The organism is Streptomyces sp. NPDC027663 (assembly GCF_055566415.1).
The window spans coordinates 455466-475142 of sequence record NZ_JBVHSK010000001.1 but is presented as its reverse complement, the minus strand read 5'-3'; the positions used below and the strand labels follow the sequence as shown (position 1 = coordinate 475142).

Annotated in this window: 16 protein-coding genes; 11 read left to right on the top strand and 5 right to left on the bottom strand. The window is 71.9% G+C overall.

Features of this window, described 5'->3' with window-relative positions:
• Nucleotides 1-95: 95 nt before the first annotated feature.
• The 8 genes from ACZ4SF_RS02115 to ACZ4SF_RS02080 all read left to right on the top strand — a co-directional run bounded on the left by ACZ4SF_RS02115 (nucleotide 96) and on the right by ACZ4SF_RS02080 (nucleotide 8845).
• A complete protein-coding gene (locus tag ACZ4SF_RS02115) occupies nucleotides 96-1532 on the top strand; it encodes an ABC transporter substrate-binding protein (RefSeq protein ID WP_468376973.1) in 1437 nt (478 codons plus the stop codon).
• The gene (locus tag ACZ4SF_RS02110; protein WP_468376971.1) at nucleotides 1532-2416 is read left to right on the top strand and encodes a carbohydrate ABC transporter permease; all 885 of its coding nucleotides are present in this window, start codon (nucleotides 1532-1534) and stop codon (nucleotides 2414-2416) included. The genes ACZ4SF_RS02115 and ACZ4SF_RS02110 overlap by 1 nt, the downstream gene beginning before the upstream one ends.
• Entirely contained in the window at nucleotides 2413-3237 is an 825-nt protein-coding gene (locus ACZ4SF_RS02105; protein WP_468376968.1) for a carbohydrate ABC transporter permease, read from the top strand. The genes ACZ4SF_RS02110 and ACZ4SF_RS02105 overlap by 4 nt, the downstream gene beginning before the upstream one ends.
• Entirely contained in the window at nucleotides 3234-4322 is a 1089-nt protein-coding gene (locus ACZ4SF_RS02100) for an ABC transporter ATP-binding protein (protein ID WP_468376965.1), read from the top strand. The genes ACZ4SF_RS02105 and ACZ4SF_RS02100 overlap by 4 nt, the downstream gene beginning before the upstream one ends.
• Complete coding sequence (locus ACZ4SF_RS02095) at nucleotides 4319-5143, top strand: DeoR/GlpR family DNA-binding transcription regulator (RefSeq protein ID WP_468376963.1); 825 nt, start codon at nucleotides 4319-4321, stop codon at nucleotides 5141-5143. The genes ACZ4SF_RS02100 and ACZ4SF_RS02095 overlap by 4 nt, the downstream gene beginning before the upstream one ends.
• Nucleotides 5121-6194 (top strand): ABC transporter ATP-binding protein, encoded by a 1074-nt coding sequence (locus ACZ4SF_RS02090; protein WP_468376960.1) that lies wholly within the window; start codon nucleotides 5121-5123, stop codon nucleotides 6192-6194. Before ACZ4SF_RS02095 ends, ACZ4SF_RS02090 begins: the two co-directional genes overlap by 23 nt.
• Nucleotides 6191-7216, top strand: coding sequence for a 2-hydroxyacid dehydrogenase (locus ACZ4SF_RS02085; RefSeq protein ID WP_468376958.1), 1026 nt, complete (start codon nucleotides 6191-6193; stop codon nucleotides 7214-7216). The genes ACZ4SF_RS02090 and ACZ4SF_RS02085 overlap by 4 nt, the downstream gene beginning before the upstream one ends.
• A 201-nt stretch (nucleotides 7217-7417) precedes the next feature.
• Nucleotides 7418-8845 carry an FGGY family carbohydrate kinase gene (locus tag ACZ4SF_RS02080; RefSeq protein ID WP_468376955.1) on the top strand — a complete coding sequence of 476 codons (1428 nt, stop codon included), beginning with the start codon at nucleotides 7418-7420 and terminating at the stop codon, nucleotides 8843-8845.
• 129 nt (nucleotides 8846-8974) lie between these two features.
• On the opposite strand, the gene ACZ4SF_RS02075 is transcribed toward ACZ4SF_RS02080, so the two are convergent.
• Nucleotides 8975-9637 (bottom strand): mycothiol-dependent nitroreductase Rv2466c family protein, encoded by a 663-nt coding sequence (locus ACZ4SF_RS02075; RefSeq protein ID WP_468376952.1) that lies wholly within the window; start codon nucleotides 9635-9637, stop codon nucleotides 8975-8977.
• A 142-nt stretch (nucleotides 9638-9779) separates the two neighbouring features.
• On the opposite strand from ACZ4SF_RS02075, the gene pepN reads away from it, so the two are divergent.
• From pepN to ACZ4SF_RS02060, 3 genes are all read left to right on the top strand, one after another.
• Nucleotides 9780-12362 (top strand): aminopeptidase N, encoded by a 2583-nt coding sequence (pepN, locus tag ACZ4SF_RS02070; protein ID WP_468376949.1) that lies wholly within the window; start codon nucleotides 9780-9782, stop codon nucleotides 12360-12362.
• 207 nt (nucleotides 12363-12569) lie between these two features.
• Nucleotides 12570-13619, top strand: coding sequence for a hypothetical protein (locus tag ACZ4SF_RS02065; RefSeq protein WP_468376946.1), 1050 nt, complete (start codon nucleotides 12570-12572; stop codon nucleotides 13617-13619).
• A 175-nt stretch (nucleotides 13620-13794) separates the two neighbouring features.
• Nucleotides 13795-14601 (top strand): SGNH/GDSL hydrolase family protein, encoded by an 807-nt coding sequence (locus ACZ4SF_RS02060; RefSeq protein WP_468376943.1) that lies wholly within the window; start codon nucleotides 13795-13797, stop codon nucleotides 14599-14601.
• Nucleotides 14602-14620: 19 nt separating this feature from the next.
• Here ACZ4SF_RS02060 and ACZ4SF_RS02055 read toward each other — a convergent pair whose 3' ends face one another.
• The 4 genes from ACZ4SF_RS02055 to ACZ4SF_RS02040 all read right to left on the bottom strand — a co-directional run bounded on the left by ACZ4SF_RS02055 (nucleotide 14621) and on the right by ACZ4SF_RS02040 (nucleotide 19672).
• Nucleotides 14621-15814 (bottom strand): glycosyltransferase, encoded by a 1194-nt coding sequence (locus tag ACZ4SF_RS02055; RefSeq protein ID WP_468378272.1) that lies wholly within the window; start codon nucleotides 15812-15814, stop codon nucleotides 14621-14623.
• Nucleotides 15815-15955: 141 nt separating this feature from the next.
• Nucleotides 15956-17116, bottom strand: coding sequence for a serine hydrolase domain-containing protein (locus ACZ4SF_RS02050; RefSeq protein WP_468376940.1), 1161 nt, complete (start codon nucleotides 17114-17116; stop codon nucleotides 15956-15958).
• A 94-nt stretch (nucleotides 17117-17210) separates the two neighbouring features.
• The gene (locus ACZ4SF_RS02045; protein ID WP_468376937.1) at nucleotides 17211-18983 is read right to left on the bottom strand and encodes a TIGR03767 family metallophosphoesterase; all 1773 of its coding nucleotides are present in this window, start codon (nucleotides 18981-18983) and stop codon (nucleotides 17211-17213) included.
• 200 nt (nucleotides 18984-19183) lie between these two features.
• Nucleotides 19184-19672, bottom strand: coding sequence for an NUDIX hydrolase (locus ACZ4SF_RS02040; RefSeq protein ID WP_468376934.1), 489 nt, complete (start codon nucleotides 19670-19672; stop codon nucleotides 19184-19186).
• Nucleotides 19673-19677: the final 5 nt, after the last annotated feature.

Genomic DNA, 19677 nt, shown 5'->3' with positions numbered 1-19677 from the left:
TTGACGGGCTTCCGTCGCCGTTACACCCTCGGTTGTCGAGTCGACTCGCGCTGTTAACCCGCCAGACCCCACCGCCCCACCGACGGAGGTCCCGGATGGACAGGCACGTGCACGACCGCCGACGCTTCCTCTCTCTCACCGGCGCCCTCGCCGCCGGCGCGACCGCGGCCCCGCTGCTCTCGGCCTGCGGTACCGGCTTCGGGGGCGACGACGGGAACAAGGGCGGCGGTTCGGCCGCGGACGAGATCACCGGGTCCTTCGACTGGAAGCGGGAGAAGGGCACCACCGTCAGGGCGCTGCTGAACAAGCACCCGTACACGGACGCCTTGATCGCCGATCTGAAGTCGTTCACCGAGAAGACCGGCATCGAGGTGAGGTACGACGTCTTCCCCGAGGACAACTACTTCGACAAGCTCACCGTCGACCTGGCCGGCGGGCGGGCCTCCTACGACGTCTTCATGCTCGGCGCCTACATGGTCTGGCAGTACGGGCCACCGGGCTGGCTGGAGGACCTGGGCCCATGGATGCGCAACTCCTCGGCCACCGGCGCCGAATGGGACCGGGCGGACTTCTTCCCGAACCTGCTCCAGGCCGACCAGTGGTCGCTCAAGGCGGGCGCACCGCTCGGCCGGGGCGGGCAGTACGCGCTGCCGTGGGGCTGGGAGACCAACGTGGTCGCCTACAACACCGAGGTGTTCCGCAGACTGGGGCTGAAGCCTGCCGAGTCGTTCGAGGAGCTGCGGGAGCTGGCCGGGGTCATCAAGCGGAAGGCTCCGGGCGCGGGGTTCGACGGGATGTACGGGATCGCCGTGCGCGGGTCGCGGAGCTGGGCGACCATCCATCCCGGGTTCATGACGATGTACGCCCGCAACGGGCTGCACGACTTCACCGTCGAGGGCGGGAAGCTCGCACCGGCCATGAACTCCCCGGAGGCCGTCGCCTTCACCGAGGACTGGGCGGACATGGTGAAGCAGGGCGGGCCGCCGTCCTGGACGTCGTACACCTGGTACCAGTGCTCCAGCGATCTCGGGGCGCGGAAGGCCGGGATGCTGTTCGACGCCGACACGGCCGCCTACTTCCAGGCCGTGAAGGGTGCGAGCCCCGCCTCCGGGAAGATCGCCTTCCATCCCGGGCCCAAGGGGCCGGACGGCTCGCTCGCCACCAACATGTGGATCTGGTCGCTCGGCATGAACGCCAGGAGCCGGCGCAAGAGCGCGAGCTGGCTGTTCCTGCAGTGGGCGACCGGCAAGGAGCACCTGCGCAGGGCCGCCCTGACAGGCAACCACATCGATCCGGTGCGGAAGTCGGTGAGCCAGGACGGCGCGTACAAGGACAAGATGAAGCACCTGCCCGGCTTCATCGAGACCTTCGAGACGGTCGTCGGCCGGACGAGGATCCAGTTCACCCCGCAGGCGCAGTTCTTCGACGCCACCACCAGCTGGGCGGCGGCCCTGCAGGAGATCTACGGCGGCAAGGACGCGAAGTCCGTGCTGGACGGGCTGGCCGGCGATCTGAAGCCGAAGGTCGGCTGATGCGCCCTCGCCCCGCGCTGCGGCCGTACCTCCTCGTCCTCCCGGCCCTGCTGCTGACCTGCGGGATCCTCTATCCGTTCGGGCTCGGCCTGTACTACACGCTGTTCGACTTCTCGGCGGCCAGGCCACAGCCGGACCTGGTCGGCTTCGAGAACTACCGGACGGTCTTCACGCAGGACGCCTTCTGGAACTCGGCCTGGGTGACCGTGCTGTACGCGGTCGGCGCGGCCGGGGTGGAGACCGTGCTCGGGGTGGCCGTGGCGCTGCTGCTGCACCGCTCGTCCCTGGTGGGCCGGGTCCTGGAGAAGATCCTCATCCTGCCGCTGATGATCGCACCGGTGATCGCGGCGATCATGTGGAAGCTGATGCTCCAGCCGTCCGTGGGAGTGGTCAACCACCTGCTGGAACCCTTCGGTCTGGGCGGGGTGCAGTGGACGGACACCCCGACGGGGGCGCTGCTGTCGTCGATCGCCGTGGACGTGTGGGTGTACACGCCGTTCGTGGCGATCCTCGCCCTGGCCGGACTGCGGTCGCTGCCCGCATCGCCGTTCGAGGCGGCGGCCGTGGACGGCGCCGGCTGGTGGTACACCTTCCGGCGGCTGACCCTGCCCATGCTGTGGCCGTACGTCCTGGTCGCGGTGATCTTCCGGTTCATGGACTCGCTGAAGGTCTTCGACATCATCTATGCGCTGACCGAGGGCGGCCCCGGCGACTCCACGGTGGTGCTGCAGATCCGGGCGTACCTGGAGGCGATCCGGTTCCAGCGGTACTCGTTCGGCATCAGCTACACGATCGTGCTGTGGGCCGTGGTCTACCTGGCGGCGATGGTGCTGGTCCGGCGTCTGGGCCGCATCCAGCGCAAGGCCGCGGAGGTGTCCGGATGAGGAGCCGGCTCGGCGGGTGGCTCGCGGATGCCGCCCTGATCCTGTACTTCGTCTTCGCGCTGTTCCCGGTCGCCTGGATGCTGGTCCTCTCTCTCAAGCCGGCCGACCAGTTGTTCAGCACCTACTTCTCCTTCACGCCGACCCTGGAGTCGTACCGGACGGTGCTGGGCGACAGCGGGGGCATCCCTTTCACCCGGTTCTTCGGCAACAGCCTGGTGGTGTCGGTGGGCGCGGTCGCGCTGTCGCTGGTGGTCGGGCTGCCGGCCGCGTACGCCTCGGCGCGCTGGCGGTTCAAGGGCTCCGAGAACCTGATGTTCACGCTGCTGTCGTTCCGGTTCGCACCCGAACTCACGGTGATCATCCCGCTGTTCGTGCTGTACCAGAAGCTGGGCCTGTTCGACACGTACGTCGGCATGGTGTGGGTGCTGCAGCTGATCACGCTGCCGCTGGTGGTGTGGATCATGCGCTCGTACTTCGCGGACCTGACCCCGGAGCTGGAACAGGCGGCCCTGCTCGACGGGTACACGCGCAGACAGGCGTTCTTCAAGGTCGCCCTGCCGCTGGTCAAGCCGGGCATCGCGGCCGTGTCGCTGCTGGCGTTCATCTTCGCCTGGAACAACTTCGTCTTCCCGCTGATCCTCACCTCCAACGAGGCCCAGACGGTGACCGTGGGCGCGCTGTCCTTCCTCGGCGGCGACCGGCCCAAGTACAACCTCACGGCCGCCGCCGCCCTCGTCTCCGTCGTCCCGCCGCTGCTGCTCGCGCTCACCATCCAGCGGTACCTGGTGCGCGGGCTGTCTTTCGGGGCGGTGAAGTCATGAGCATCGCGCTGCGCGGGGTACGGAAGTCGTACGGCCGCACGACCGCCCTGGACGGGCTCGAACTCGACGTCCGGGAAGGCGAGTTCTTCTGTCTGCTCGGGCCGTCCGGGGCCGGCAAGACCACCACCCTGAAGACGGTCGCCGGTCTTGAGCGGCCCGACTCCGGCACGGTCGAGATCGACGGCCGGGACATGCGGGACGTGGAGCCGTACGACCGGGGCGTGGCGATGTGCTTCGAGAGCTACGCCCTGTATCCGCACCGGTCGGTGTACGACAACCTGGTCTCACCGCTGCGTTCCCCGCGCCACCGGCTGCCCGCCGCCGAGGCCCGGGACCGGGTCGGCGCCATCGCCGGACTGCTCGGCATCGGCGGTCTGCTGGACCGGATGCCGGGCCAGCTGTCCAACGGGCAGCGGCAGCGGGTCGCGCTCGGCCGGGTGCTGGTCCGCCCGGCCCGCGCGTTCCTGCTGGACGAGCCGCTGTCCCACCTGGACGCCAAACTGCGCCAGCAGATGCGTGCGGAGCTGAAGGCGATCGGGGCCGTCCGGCGCACGACCACCCTGTACGTCACCCACGACTCCGTGGAGGCGCTGGCGCTCGGCGACCGGATCGGGGTGATCCGGGAGGGGCGGATCGTGCAGACCGGCACCCGCGAGGACATCTGGTACCGGCCCTGCGACACCGAGGTCGCCCGCGCGTTCGGGCGGCCCCGGATCAATCTGCTGCCGGGCGCGGTGACCGCGGCCGGGCACTTCCGGTCGGCGGACGGGGCGCTCGAACTGCCGCTCGCGGCACGGGTCGCGGCCGGCACCGAGGTGCTGGTGGGGGTGCGGCCGCGGGACGTGACGCTCACCGGTGACGGGCACCGGCTCGCCGGGACCGTGTACGTCACCGAGGTGCTCGGCCGGTCCGTGGAGGTGACCGTGCGGATCGGCGCACAGACCCTGTCGCTCGTGGCGGCCCGCGGCGAGGCGGCCGGACTGCGCCCCGACGACCCGGTACGCCCGGCCGTCCGGCCTGAGAACCTGCTCGTGTTCGAGGCCGACCGGCCCGAGCACCCGGGACGACGGATAGAGCGACGATGAACAGCACCGGTGCACAGGGACCCGCGGCCCGGCAGGCCGCCATGGCCGAACTCGTCCTCGCCGAGGGCTCGGCGACCGCGGCCGAGCTGGCCGAGCGGTTCGGCGTGAGCCTGATGACCATCCACCGGGACCTGGACGAGCTCGAGCGGCAGGGCATTGTACGGAAGTCGCGGGGCGGGGTGACCGCGCAGCCCTCCGGGGTGTTCGAGTCGAACGTGCAGTACCGGCTGAAGACCATGCGCCCGCAGAAGGCCGCGCTCGCCGGGCACGCCCTGAAGCAGATCGAGCCCGGCATGGCGATCCTGCTGGACGACTCCACCTCCACGCTGGAGATAGCCCGCAGGCTGCGGCTCGGCGAGATCACCCCGCTCACCGTCGTCACCAACTTCCTGGAGGCGATCAATCTCCTCGCCGGTCAGCGGGGCATCCGTCTGATGGCGCTCGGCGGGGACTACGACCGGCTGCACTCCTCCTTCCTCGGCGTGTCCTGCGTGGAGGCCGTCGGCCAGCTCCGTGTCGACGTCGGCTTCGTGTCCACCTCGGGCGTGCACGGCGGCTACGCCTACCACCAGGAGCAGCACATCGTCTCCGTGAAGCGGGCGATGGTCGACTCGGCCGCCCGCAACGTGCTGCTGGTGGACCACACCAAGCTGGGGCGGGTCGCCCTGCACCGGGTGGCCCCCCTCTCCCGCTTCGACCTGCTGCTGGTGGACGACGGAGCCTCGCCACAGGCGCTGCGCGACCTGGACGAGCACACGGTGCGCTACGAGGTGTGCGCCACCGATCCGAGGGAGGGCGATGACCGCGCTGGAGCTACGTGAGCTGCGCAAGACCTACCGGTCGCGGGGCCGCCCGCCGGTGGAGGCGGTCCGGGGCATCGACCTGAGCCTGGACTCCGGTGAACTGCTGGGCCTGCTCGGGCCGTCCGGCTGCGGCAAGTCCACGACCCTGCGGATGATCGCGGGCCTGGAGGCGGTGACCGGCGGGGACATCCTGGTCGGCGGGGCCCCGGTGACCAACCGGCCGGCGCAGCGCCGCAACATCGGGGTCGCCTTCGAGAACTACGCGCTGTACCCGCCGCTGACGGTCGCGGAGAACCTGGCGTTCGGGCTGCGGGCCCGCAGGGGGAGCCGGGGCAAGGACGTGTCCCGCAGGGTCGCCGAGATCGCCGGGCGGGTCGGCCTCACCGAGGTCCTCGACGCCCGCCCGGCCGGCCTGTCCAGCGGCCAGAAGCAGCGCGTCTCCCTCGCCCGCGCCCTGGTCCGGGAACCCGACGTCCTGCTGCTGGACGAGCCGCTGTCCCATCTGGACGCGGCCCAGCGCGACACCACCCGCCGCGAACTCAAGCGCATCCAGCGGGACCTGGGCCACACCACCATCCTCGTCACCCACGACCAGGAGGAGGCGCTGTCGCTCGCCGACCGGATCGCCGTCATGCGGGACGGCGTGATCCAGCAGCTCGGCACCCCGTACGAGATCTACGACAGCCCCGCCACCACCTTCGTGGCGGACTTCGTCGGCGAGCCCGCGATCAACCTGCTGCCCGGCGTCGCCGGCGCCGACGGCCGGGCCCGGCTCTCCGCCGGGGTGCAACTGCCGCTGCCGGTCGCGGTGCCGGAGGGCCGCCCGGTCGTGGTCGGCATCCGCCCCGAGGAGCTGAGCCTCACCGGCGCCGGCGGCGTCCCCGCCCGGGTCGTCGCCCACGAACCCCTGCTGGAGTCGGGCATCGCCACCCTCGCCCTGCCCGGGGTGGAACGGCATCTGGTGGTGCTCACCGGGCCCGGGGTGCGGCTCGCCCACGACGAGCGGGTCCGGGTGGCGGCCGGACTCACCCATGTCTTCGACGCCGAGACGGGAGATGCCCTGCGATGACGTCCAGTGGTGTACGTGTGGTGGCCGCCGGCGACCACTTCGTCCTGCCGTCCCTCATCACCCGGGCGCTGGAGAAGGAGGCCGACTGCACGGTGCGGGAGCTGACGCTCGGCTGGCCGCTCGAACCGTTCGGGCCGGTCGCCGAGGTGAGCGAGGCCAGCGACGCCGAGGAGGACCTGATCGGCGCGCTCGCGGACGCGCAGGTCCTGGTCACACAGATGGGCCCGGTCACCGAACGTGTCCTCGCGGCCTGCCCGGCGCTGCGGCTGGTGGTCGTCTGCCGGGGCGGACCGGTGAACGTGAACCTGGATGCGGCCGAACGGCACGGTGTGCGCGTGTGCTTCGCGCCCGGCCGCAATGCCGCCGCCACCGCCGAGTTCACCGTCGGCCTGCTGCTCGCCGCCCTGCGCCGCATCCCACAGGCCCATGACCTCCTCGCCGGACAGGGAAGCTGGGCCGGGTCCTCGTACTACACCTATGAGCACAGCGGCCTGGAGCTGGAGGACCTGCCGGTCGGGCTCGTCGGCTACGGCGCGGTCGGCAGCCGGGTCGCCCGGGTGCTGTGCGCGTTCGGGGCACGGGTGATGGTGTACGACCCGTACGTGCGCGGCGAGGTGCTCGGGCTGCGCCTGCCCGCGCTGGACGACCTGCTGCGCCGCTCGGCCGTGATCACCCTGCACGCCCGGCTCACCGCGGAGACCCGCGGCCTGATCGGCGCCCGGGAGCTGGCGCTGCTGCCGCCGGGCGCGGTGGTGGTCAACGCGGCGCGGGGCGGGCTGCTGGACGAGGAGGCGCTGTGCGACGCGCTCGCGGACGGGCGGCTCGGCGCGGCGGCCCTGGACACCTACGCCCGCGAACCTCTCCCACCGGACTCCCGGCTGCGCACGCTGGCCGGCCGGGTGGTGCTGACCCCGCACCTGGGCGGGGCCAGCCGCGCGGTGGCGGAGAAGGCGGCCCGGATCGCGGCGGCCGAGGTGGGGCGGTGGGTGCGCGGGGAGCCGCTCGCGCACTGTCTCCGGTAGGGGCCGCCGGTAGGCACGTGGCGGCGCGTCGGCCGCGAAGAGAACCGGGGAGCACGCCGGTGGCGGGGCCCCCTTGGGCATCGCTCGGACGAAGTCGAGGGCCCGGGGGTGCTCGAAGGCCCGGAGGGCTCGGGCGCGGTGGCGTCCTCGGCACCGGCCGAGGCGCCCTCGAAGGCGAACGAAGCCGAGGGAAGGGCTGTGATGTACGTCGGGATCGATGTGGGCACGTCCATGGTGAAGGCCGCCGCTTTCGACCGGGGCGGCCGTCAACTGGACGTGGAGGCACGGCCGGTGGGTCTGGATCTGCGGGGCGGGGCCGTGGAGCAGGACATGACGGAGGTGTACGGGGCCGTCGTCGCCGTGCTGGCGGAGCTGACCGCGCGGATGCCGGAGCCCGTGGAGCTGGCCGGGCTGACCGGGCAGGGTGACGGGGTGTGGCTGGTGGACGCGGCGGGCCGGCCGGTGCGGCCGGCAGTCTCCTGGATGGACGGCCGGGCGCACGAGCTGGTGGACCAGTGGCTGGCGGACGGCACTTTCGAGACGGTCTTCCGGCGCACCGGCAGCGCGATGTTCCCCGGCTGCCCGGGTCCGCTGCTGGCCTGGCTGGACCGGCACGAGCCGGCCGCCCTGGACCGGGCGGCGGCGGCCGTCTACTGCAAGGACATGGTATTCCAGCGGCTGACCGGCGCCGGGCGGGCGGTGACGGACGTGTCGGACGCGTCGATGCCGTTCCTGGACCCGCGCACCCGGTCGTACGACAACGGGGTCGTGGAACTGCTCGGGCTGGCCCACCGGCGGCGGCTGCTGCCCGCGATCGGTGATCCGGTCGCGACGGGCGAGGCGACCGGCGAGGGCCTGCCGGCCGGCACCCGGCTGGCGAACGGCCCGTACGACCTGCCGGCCTGTGCGCTCGGCGCCGGCGTCACCGCGCCCGGCGACGGGCTGCTGATCGTCGGCACCTGTCTGGCGAGCCTGGTCGCCACCACCGAGCCGGCCCTCGGCGGTGAACCGGCCGGGCTGTACATCTCGACCGACCGGCCGGGCCACTGGCTGCGCGCGATGCCCGCGATGGTCGGTACGGCCGCCCTGGACTGGGTGCTGGCCACGACGGGCGCCCGGCACCAGGAGCTGGACGCCCTGCTGGCCGAGGCACCGCCCGGCTCGTCGGGAGTGCGGGTGCTGCCGTACTTCGCGCCCTCCGGTGAGCGCGCGCCGTTCGTGGAGCCGGGGCTGCGGGCCGAACTGCTCGGCGTCTCGCTGGAGACCCGCCCCGCCCACCTGGTCCGCGCCACCTGCGAGGGCATCGGCTACGCGGCCCGGCACTGCCTGGCGGCGGCGGGCCTGTCCGGGACGCTCGCGGTGTGCGGCGGCGGCACCCGCAGCCCGGCCTGGATGCAGCTCCTCACGGACGTGCTGGGCCGGCCGCTCGCCGTCGTGGAGGGCGAGGTCGGCGCGCGGGGCGCGGTGCTCGCGGCTGCCGCCAGGTACGGCGTCCCCCTGGACACCGCCGCCTGGACCGGGCCGACTCGGGTGATCGAGCCGGACCCGGGCCGGGCGGCGTACTACACCAAGGGCTACGAGGAGCACCTGGAGCTGCTGGACCGGGCACGCGAACGGGCGCGGAACTGAGCGCTCCGCCGGGCCTGCCGCGGTGTGCCGCCGGTCGTCCGCGGCGGCGTCGTGGCCGGTCGCGCCCGCGCGGCGGAGAGGCACATGAAGTAAGCCCCGCGCGCCTCCCGGGCGCTGCCCCGCGCAGACCTACAGGTTGCTGAAGTCCGGTCCCTGGGTGCGGGTCCGCTTGAGCTCGTAGAAGCCCGGCACCGAGGCCACGGCGATCGTGCCGTCCCACAGGCGGGCCGCGTCCTCGCCCTTCGGGGCGGGGGTGACGACCGGGCCGAAGAAGGCGATCTGCTCGCCGTCGGGGCCGGGCAGCGCGATGACCGGGGTGCCGACGTCCTGGCCGACCTTCTCGATGCCCTCCTTGTGGGAGGCGCGCAGCTCGGCGTCGAACTCGAAGTCCTGCTGCTCGGCGTAGTCGACGAGGCCGGCGGGCAGGCCGACGTCCGCGAGGGCGCCGGCGATGGCCTCCACAGTGGGACCCTCGCCGTTGTTGTGGATGCGGGTGCCGAGCGCGGTGTAGAGGGGGCCGAGGATGTCGGCGCCGTGCTTCTGCCAGGCCGCGGTGACCACGCGCACCGGCTGCCATGCCGTACGGGCGAGCATGTCCCGGTACTCCTCGGGCAGTTCGTCGAGCTTGTCCTCGTTGAGGACGGCGAGGCTCATGATGTGCCAGCGGACCTCGATGTCGCGGACCTTCTCCACCTCCAGGACCCAGCGGGAGGTCATCCAGGCCCAGGGGCACAGCGGGTCGAACCAGAAGTCGACGGGGGTCTTGCCGGACGGTGCGGCGGTCTCGGACATGGGTCTCCTCGGCGAAAGCGCTCTGTTTCACGCCTCAACCGAGCCGTGGCCGTCCGCATTCCCTGCTGTCCGACGTCAGGGGCGCATGGCAGGATCGGTCCTGTTCAGTCACCATTCACGTGATCACGAGGGAGTGCCGTCCGTGCCCGGTGAGAATCTGTCCCGCGACGAGGCCCGGGAGCGGGCCGCCCTGCTGTCCGTCGACGGTTACGACGTGTCCCTGGACGTCCGGTCCGCCGTCGGCGACGGGGACGGTGAGCCGCGCACGTTCCGCTCGGTGACCACCATCCGCTTCCGCTGCACCGAGCCGGGCGCGTCGAGCTTCGCCGATCTGATCGCCCCGAGTGTCACCTCCGTCTCGCTCAACGGCCGGGACCTGGACCCGGGCGAGGTCTTCGACGGCTCCCGGATCGTGCTGGAGGACCTGGCCGCCGAGAACGAGCTGGTGGTGGACGCGCAGTGCGCCTACTCGCGCACCGGTGAGGGCCTGCACCGCTTCGTCGACCCGGAGGACGGCGAGGTCTACCTGTACACGCAGTACGAGCCGGCCGACTCCCGCCGGGTGTTCGCGAACTTCGAGCAGCCGGATCTGAAGGCGCCGTACCGGTTCGAGGTGCGGGCGCCCGAGGACTGGACGGTGTGGAGCAACGGCGCCGGTGAACTCGCCGACGGCGTCTGGCGGTTCGCGGAGACCAAGCCGATCTCGACGTACATCACGTGTGTGGTGGCCGGCCCGTACCACCATGTGACGGACTCCTACACCCGTACCTTCGAGGACGGCACCAAGCTGGAGATCCCGCTCGGCGCGCTGTGCCGCAAGGGCCTCGCCCCGCACTTCGACGCCGACGACGTCTTCCTGGTCACCAAGCAGGGCCTGGACTTCTTCCACGACCACTTCGACTACCCGTACCCGTTCGGGAAGTACGACCAGGCGTTCGTGCCCGAGTACAACCTCGGCGCGATGGAGAACCCGGGGCTGGTGACCTTCCGGGAGGAGTTCATCTTCCGCGGGAAGGTGACGCAGACGTCGTACGAGGGCCGGGCCAACGTCATCCTGCACGAGATGGCGCACATGTGGTTCGGGGACCTGGTCACCATGGTGTGGTGGGACGACCTGTGGCTGAAGGAGTCCTTCGCGGACTTCATGGGCACGTTCGCGAACGTGGGCGCGACCCGCTTCAAGGACGCGTGGATCACCTTCGCCAACCGCCGCAAGGCGTGGGCGTACCGCGCGGACCAGCTGCCGTCCACGCATCCGATCACGGCGGACATCCGTGACCTGCAGGACGCCAAGCTGAACTTCGACGGCATCACCTACGCCAAGGGCGCCTCGGTGCTGAAGCAGCTGGTGGCGTACGTCGGCCAGGACGCGTTCCTGGAGGGCGCCCGCCGCTACTTCAAGCGCAACGCGTACGGCAACACGCGCCTCGGCGACCTGCTGTCGGTGCTGGCCGAGACCAGCGGCCGGGACATGTCGGAGTGGGCGCGGTCCTGGCTGCAGACGGCCGGGGTGAACGCGCTGACCCCGCAGGTGCTGCTGGACACCACGGGCGGCCGGATCGCCGAGCTTGCGGTGCTCCAGGAGGCCCCGGAGTCGCACCCGGAGCTGCGCCCGCACCGGGTGGCGGTGGGCCTGTACCGGCGCACGCCGGAGGGTGCGCTGGAGCGGTACGCGCGCGTGGAGACGGACGTGCACGGGCCGCGTACGGTCGTCGCGGAGCTGGCGGGCGCCGAGGCTCCGGAGCTGGTGCTGGTCAACGACGACGACCTCACCTACTGCAAGATCCGGTTCGACGAGACCTCGCTGGCCACGCTGCGGGCGCATCTGGGCGCGCTGACGGACCCGCTGGCCCGCGCGCTGTGCTGGTCGGCACTGTGGAACCTGACCCGGGACGGGCTGCTGCCAGCGCGGGACTTCATCGGCCTCGTGCTGCGGTTCGCGGGCCGCGAGTCGGACATCGGTGTGCTGCAGATGCTGCACGCCTGGGCGAACTCGGCGCTGGTGCACTACACGGCGCCGCAGTGGCGGGAGACCGGCGGGCAGCTGCTGGCCGAGGGGGCGCTGCGGGAGCTGCGGGCGGCCGGGCCGGGCAGTGAGCACCAGCTGGCGTGGGCGCGGTTCTTCGCGGCCGTGGCGTCCGCCGAGCCGGACCTGACGCTGCTGAAGGACCTGCTGGACGGGACCACCGCGGTCGACGGTCTGGAGGTGGACCAGGAGCTGCGCTGGGCGTTCCTGGAGCCGCTGGCGGCGCACGGGGTGGCCGACGAGTCGGTGCTGGCGGCCGAACTGGGCCGGGACGACACGGCGTCCGGCAAGCGGCACCAGGTGCGCTGCCTGGCCGCGCGCCCCTCGGCAGCGGTCAAGGCGCAGGCGTGGGCGCAGGTGGTGGAGTCCGACGCGCTGTCGAACGCGCTGGTGGAGGCGACGATCGCGGGCTTCGCCCAGCCGTCGCAGCGGGAGCTGACCGCGCCGTACGCGCAGTTGTACTTCGCGGCGATCGAGCGGGTGTGGCAGGACCGGTCGATCCAGATCGGCATGGACGTGGTGCGGGGCCTGTTCCCGGCGCACCAGGACCGTCAGGAGGTCCTGGACGCGACGGACGCATGGCTGGAGGCGCACCGGGACGCGGCGCCGGCGCTGCGCCGGCTGGTGCTGGAGGCGCGGGACGACCTGGCGCGGGCGCTGCGCGCACAGGCGTGCGATGCGGTGGCAGCGGACCACTGACCTCTGGCCTGAGCTTTGCGCCTGGGTGACCGTTACGAAATTCAGGCAAACATAGCCGTAACCCCTGGTCCGCACCTGATCGGACCAGGGGTTTTCCGTCCCTACTCGGCACCCGAACACCTGACCTTTAGTCCCGCCTTGTCCGCATTTTTCGACGGCCGTGTAACAGCGGTTAAGGACGGGGCCGGGCGCGGGAATCCCGACGCCATGACCCACAACACCCCGCTCTCCCCCCGCCCCCTCCGCCATCTGTCCGAGGTCCACCGCCGCGTCCTGACGGCGGGCCGGCTCCGCGCCCACGGCGTGACCCACGCCGAACTGACCGAGCAGTGCCGCCCCGGCGGCCCCTGGCAGCTCCTGCTGCCGGGCGTGGTCCTGCTCCACCCCGGCCCGCCGACCAGCGAGGAGCGGCTGCACGGCGCGCTGCTGTACGCGGCGCGCGAGACGGCACCCGCGGTCCCGTCCCAGCCCGGCGCCGGGGGCCCGCACCGGCCGGTGTACACGGAGGCGGTCGTCACGGGACTGGCCGCGCTGACCCTGCACGGCTTCGCGTCCACCCCGCCGCCGCTGTCCCTGGACCGCGTCGACGTCCTGGTCCCGCGCATGCGCCGGCTGCGCTCCTCGGGCTACGTCCGCGTCCTGCGCACCTCCGCCCTGCCCGCCGCGCACACCGTGACGGGCCTGCCGCTGGCCCCGGTGCCGCGGGCGCTGGCGGACGCGGTGGCGGAGCTGACGGACGCGGAGGCGGTACGGCGGCTGCTGACCGAGGCGGTGCGCGGCGGCCACTGCGAACCGGCGGCGGTGGTCCGGGAGTTGACCAACGCGAAGCTGCTGAGCCGCCCGCACGTGGTGGACGCGGTGGACTCGCTGCTCGCCGAGGGCCGGGCCGTCGCCGAGGACCGGCTGTACCGGATGGTCCTGGAGTACGGCCTGCCCGACCCGGTCTGGAACGTGGACCTGCGCCTGCCCGGCGGCCCCCACCTCGGCGGCCTGGACGCCTACTGGCCGGAGCAGGCCGTGGCGCTGGAACTGGACACGCGGACACCGCGCCAGGGCCATCGGCAGGACGACGACGCGCTGTGGTCGGAGTACGCCCGCAAGCGCGAGCACCTGGAACGCCTCGGGATCACGGTCGTCCACATCACCCCCAGGAAGCTCAGGGAGTCCCTGGAGCAGCAGGCGGCGGTGGTCCGCACGGCGCTGATGGCGTCGGGCGACCGTGATCCGGCCGCGTACGTCGTGGTGCTGCCCCGGTAGTGACGGACCGGGCGGGTGTCAGGAGGGGAGAGGACGGGCCACCGGGCCGGGTACCGGTGGCCCGTCCTCATGCGTGCCGCCACCGCCAACTTCTGCTGCGCCGCCCGGGTGAGGGCTCACCGGAACGGACGAGCACGACGGGCGGGAGGTGAGCGGGCCGCGATACAGGAGACACATGAGACAGTCCCGGACAGCGGCCTGTGCGGCCTCCCTGCTCCTCGCGGCCGCCTGCGCCTTCGCCGATCCCGCGACGGCGGACGTCCCGCAGACCCTGGCCGCCGAGTACGTGGCCCTCGGCGACTCCTACTCCGCCGGTGTCGGGGCCGGCGCCTACCTGCCCTCCGGCACGGGCTGCAAGCGCAGCAGCCGGGCGTACCCCGTCCTGTGGGCCGAGGCCCGCTCGCCGTCGTCCTTCAGCTTCGCCGCGTGCAACCACGCCCGGGCGAGCGACGTCCTGACCGACCAGCTCGACCGGCTCGGCGCGCGCACCCGCCTGGTCACCCTCACCGTCGGCGGCAGCGACGTGGGCTTCGCCACCGTCATGACGGTCTGCGCGCTGGGCGGCGGCACCCGGTGCCTGTCCGCCGTCTCCAGCGCCCGCGCCACCATGGACGGGCCCCTGGTGGACAGCCTCGACCGTCTCTACGCGACGATCCGGAACAGGGCGCCCGGCGCGCACGTCGTGGTGCTCGGCTATCCGCACCTGTACCACCTCAGGGGCTCCTGTGTGGTGGGCCTGCCGGAGGCACAGCGTTCCGCGGTCAACGACGCCGTGGACCACCTCAACGGTGTCATCGCCAAGCGCGCCGCCGATCACGGGTTCACCTTCGCCGATGTCACCGGCGCCTTCGCCGGCCACGAGATCTGTTCCTCCCGGCCCTGGCTGCACGGCGTGGACGTGCTGGCGATCACCGAGTCGTACCACCCCACGGCACCGGGCCAGTCCCTGGGCTATCTGCCGGTTCTCAACCGCGTGTCCTGACCCCGGTGACGTGCGCGCGCTACAGCGGCCCGGGCAGCGTCGGCATCGTCGAGGCCCTGGTGTGGACGCCGTCGAGCAGCGCCGCGTACGCCGCGATCATGCGCGTACGGCTGAACCGCTCCCGGCCGGCCGCCAGCGCCGGGGCGAAGTCGGCACGGCCGGCGACCGCCGCCGTCCAGGCCAGGGCGATGCCCTCCGGGTCCTGCGGGGTGACGAAACCGTGGCCCCGGACGATCTCCGCGCTGTCGCCGACGTCGGTGGTCACGGGCACGGCGCCGCACATCATGCCCTCGATCAGGCACAGCGGGGCCGCCTCCCCGGAGGCCGAGGTCAGGGCGACGACGTCGGAGCCGGCGTAGACGGTCTCCATGTCGCGGCGCACACCGAGCAGAAGAATCCTTTCTGCAAGGCGCCGGTCCGCGCCGAAGGCGACCTCGATGTCCGCCCACAGGGCCGGGTTTCCGCTGTTCATGCCCGCACCGCACATCAGGATCCGGCCCTCGGGCTCGCGGGCGAGCCAGGCGCGGGCGGCACGGAGGAACAGCGGGACGTTCTTCATCGTGGCGTAACGCGCCGCGAAGACGATCACCGGTGCCGCCGCCGGGATGCCCAGCGACGCGCGGAACCCGAGCCGGGCCGCCGGGTCCGGGCGGAAGCGGAGCAGGTCCACTCCGTTGGGGATGACGTGCAACACCTCGCGCGGGATGCCCGCGGCCTCGTACGCCGCCCGTGTGGACTCGGCGCAGCACACGCAGGCCACCACCGTGCCGTCGGCGATCGCGGCCTTCAGCTCGTCCAGGGCGGGGCCCTGGTTCTCGGGGTCGGAGCGGTGCAGGCCGACCACGACCGGCCGCCGGGGCAGCCCGGCCTGGTTGAGCAGCGCCAGCGGCTGCTCCTTCAGCGACAGGATCACGTCCGCCCCGGCCATGGACCGAGCGGTCTCGGCCAGCTCCGGGCCGCTGAAAACATCCGCCGCGACGGCGCCGTCCACCAGGCCCGCGGTACGGCCGAGCGAGGTCACCGGGACCCCGCCGGCCGTCAGCGACCGGTAGCAGGCGTCGTCCTCCATGCGCTGCCGACTGGCCTCGCGGTGGACCTCGCCATGGATGCTGAGTACCTGGTGGGACTGGCCGCCCTCGGCCAGTCCCAGTACGACGTCGGTGTGCACGATCCGGGCTCCTCCGGAGAAGAACCCCTCGTAGACCGACAGCACACGCAGTTCGTGCCTCGCGCGCACACGATCACCCGCCTTGCACAGAAATCGAGCCATCCCCGTCAACAGCGGGTTAGCCGATATGAGGCGGTACAGACGTTACATCCCGGTTAACGCACAATGACGCCGATGAAACGTTGGCTAACAGAATTCCTTTTCGATCACGGCCGCCGTGTCGCCCGCCCAGTCCCCGTTGAAATTGAGGGCGAAGGAATGCCGGCCGTCCGCCGTGGACGCGACCGAGGAAGCGGAGCCATGGATGCCCCCGTCATGGCCCCAGACATGAACACCGCAGGTCAGCTTGGTGTCCATGAGGCCCAGGCCGTAGCCGGTGTTCGGCGCACCGTCGATCTTCACCGTCGTCTTCATTTCCTTCAGCTGGTGCGCCGGAAGGAGCTTTCCGCGCAGCAGGGCGCTGTAGAAGCGATCCAGATCCGCGGAATTCGAGATCATTTCCCCGGCCGAGAAGGCGATGGACGGATTGAGGGTCGTGACGTCGTACGTCGGGTCCGTGACCGGCCCGGCGAGTTTCGAGTAGGCGCGGCTGCTGGGCCCCGGCACGGTGACCCGGGTGCCGGGCACGGAGGTGGCGGTCAGGTGCAGGGGCTCGATGATGCGGCGCCGGACCTCGGTGGCGTAGGGGCAGCCGGTCACCTTCTCGATCACCATGCCGGCCACGACGTAGTTGGTGTTGGAGTAGTTCCAGGACGCACCCGGCGCGAAGTCCGGCTCGTGCCGCATCGCGGTCGCCACCAGTTCGCGCGGGGCGACGGTGTCGTAGCGGTGCCGGAAGAAGCCGTCCTTGGTGAAGTAGGCGCGGGCGAAGTCCTCGTCCGCCGTGTAGTTGTAGATGCCGCTGGTGTGGTTGAGGAGCCGGCGGACGGTGATGCGGCTGCCGTCGTGGCCGTGGCCGCGCACGACACCGGGCAGCCAGCGGTCGACCTTGTCGTCCAGGGAGAGCCGTCCCTCGGCCTCCAGCTGGAGCAGGACGGTGGCGACGAAGGTCTTGGTGATGCTGCCGACGCGGTAGCGGTCGGCGGCCGAGCGGGGCTCGCCCGTGCGGAGGTCGCCGGTGCCCGCCGTCGTGGACCAGGTGCCGTGGGCGTCCTTCGCGGTGGCGGTCACGCCGGGCACGCCGGCCTCGACCGCCTCCTCGATCGCCTTGCGGGTGGCGGAGTGGCCCCCGCCGGGGCGGCTCCCGCGGGGATGGCTCGCGGTGGCGGTTGCTGCCACGGCCGGAGCCGCCAGCGCCGCCGTGAGGAGCAGGGCGGCGCCGCCCACCAGAGTCGCGCGTACACGCATGTCTTCCCCAACCTGTGATGTGCCGGTGCGGTCGGGGGGAGGGACCGGGGGCCTCGTGCGAAGGTTGCCCCGGTGTAGGCCGGTTGAGTGACTTTCAGCCCTTCTTCAGCACCAGCTCGGTGTTCCGGTCGGCCGTGGTGCCGGCGAGGGTCTTGGCGGCGCCGGGGGCGTTGTAGGACAGCTCGCGGTACAGGGCGGCGAGACCGGTCTGGGAGAGGTCGGCGTAGTCGGTGCGGTGCGGGGCGGCGGACTCGATCAGCGTGGTGAACAGGGAGATCGTGCCGTCCTTGTTGTCGACCAGCTCGATGATCCGGGCGAGCTGGGGGTAGTCGACGTGCGAGGCGGTGGAGATCTCCCAGAAGGAGCGCCCGCCGGAGGCCTTGTGCGGGGTGATGACGTTCTTGTGGATGTGCCCGTTCACCCACGCCAGCACATTGGCGTGGGAGGAGAGCAGCGAGATCACCTCGGCGCCGCCGTGCCGCTTCTCGCCGGGCCGGGCCGGGTCGGGGCGGGTGTTGGTCATCGTCTTGCCGGTGTGGTGGCTGAAGACGACGGCGTAGGAGTCCTTGTTGTCCTTCAGCGTCTTGTCCAGCCACTTCAGCTGGGCGGTGCCGATGGAGCCCTCGTAGTGGCCGCCGGCGTCGGTGGTGTCGAGGCTGATGCCGATGACGTCGCCGGAGATGCGGAAGGCGTAGTACTGGGTGCCCGCGTCCAGGTTCGCCGAGGAGTAGCCGTGGCCGACCGGGCCGTGCCCCTGGTAGGCCGGGTCCAGGTGCGCCTTCAGGTAGTCGGCCTGGGTGTACGGGGCCCGCTTCTCGTCGGGCGTGACGGAGCGCATCGAGCGGGCGTGGGCCTTGAGGAAGTCGCGGTAGCCGGTGCCCCTGGGGTCCTTGGCGTTCTTGATGGTGTCCTGGAGCTTCTTGGCGTCGGCGGCGGAGACGCTCATCAGCTTCTTGCCGCCGATGGCCGCCTCGGCGAGGTAGCGGTCGCCGTGGGAGCCGTAGCAGCCGAGCGGCAGGGAGTCGTGGTTGCCGACGGTGGAGTACCAGGGCACGCCGAGGCCGGGGCTCTTCACCTCGCGGATCGCGGCGGCCAGGAAGCCCTTGAGGTAGGGGAAGCCGAGCGCCTTGTCGTTGTCGCGGGAGGTGGTGCCGGGCTGCCAGTACAGCTTCAGGCCGCTGTTCTGCACGCCCTCGTAGTGCCGGGGGTCACCGGAGTTCGGGGTGATCCGGCCGCCGCTCATCACCTTCATGAACCACTCCAGCTCGGAGTGGGCGTTGTTGTCGGTGTTGTCGCCGGTGGTCATGACGAAGTGCAGCGGGGCGCCGGTGACGGGAGCGCCGCGCAGCGCGTTGACCCGCTCCACGAGGGAGATCGCGCCGGGCACGGTGAGCGCCTCGTGCGGGCGCCAGGCGTGCACGTCGTGGGAGCGCAGGTACTCCAGGCGCAGCGGGTGCTGGACGTCCATCAGGTGCAGGTCGGTGAACTGCACGAACGCGGCGAGTGCCGTACGGCGGGCGGCGCGGCCGGACTTGGGCGTCGCCAGCTCGCTGCGTACGACCCGCTTCCAGCCGGCCCCGTCGCCGAGCCGGCGGTAGCCGGAGCTGTTCCGGGGGGCGGCGACGGAGGCGACGGTGGTGCCCTTGGTGTAGGGGGCGAGCGGGGCCGCCGCGGCGGCCCGCCCGGAGTGCGCGACGGGCGTCTCCGCCTCCGGTGCCGCGGCCGCGGAGGTGGTGGCGGCCGCGCTGTCGGTGGGGCGGAGGGCGTAGCCGACGCCCGCGGAGAGCGAGACCGCTCCGGCGGCGGCGAGGACGGTACGGCGGTTGACCCCCAGAGCGGAGGTGGCGACAGAGCGTATGCGCGACATGGCGCGATCTCCCCGAGTGCGAACGCGTCGGCAGTGGTCGCGGGCCGTCACGGACGCGAACGTCCCGCTCACTGTGGATCGTTGGCAGCGGGGATGACCTGCGCGTGAACGCGGCGGCAACGCGCAGCGCCGATCACCGTACGTGGATCACTGGGTACCTGATGCGGTCATGGAGTGGATTGCGGGTGGCCGGAAGGCGGTTACTCCTCATTCATCTCCTGGGGTAGGGAACGGTCCTCGGCGGCGAGATGACCGTTCGCGGGGCGTTCCCGCCACAGCCGCAGCGCCACGTCGACCAGCCTCACCCGATTCAGTGCCGAAAGCATGGAAAGGTCCTGCCATGCCGCGAAATCCGTGGATCCACCTATTTCATGACTGATTTCGCCGCCGACGATCTCGCCCGTGTAGATGAGCCGCAGGGCGTGATGGTCGGTGCCGCGGCGCAGCCCCCGGCCGCGGAAGAGATGACGCCGGGAGTCCACGCCGAGGAGGCCGGTCACCTCGATGCGGTAGCCGGTCTCCTCGGTGACCTCGCGGCGGACGGTGTCATAGGGGCTCTCGCCGTGCTCCATGCCGCCGCCGGGCAGTACCCACTCGGGCGTCCCGTCGGGCGCCGGTGAACGGGCCAGCAGGATCTGTCCGTCGCGTACACACACGGCGTAGGCCGCCACCCTCAAGTTCCGTCGCATCCCCT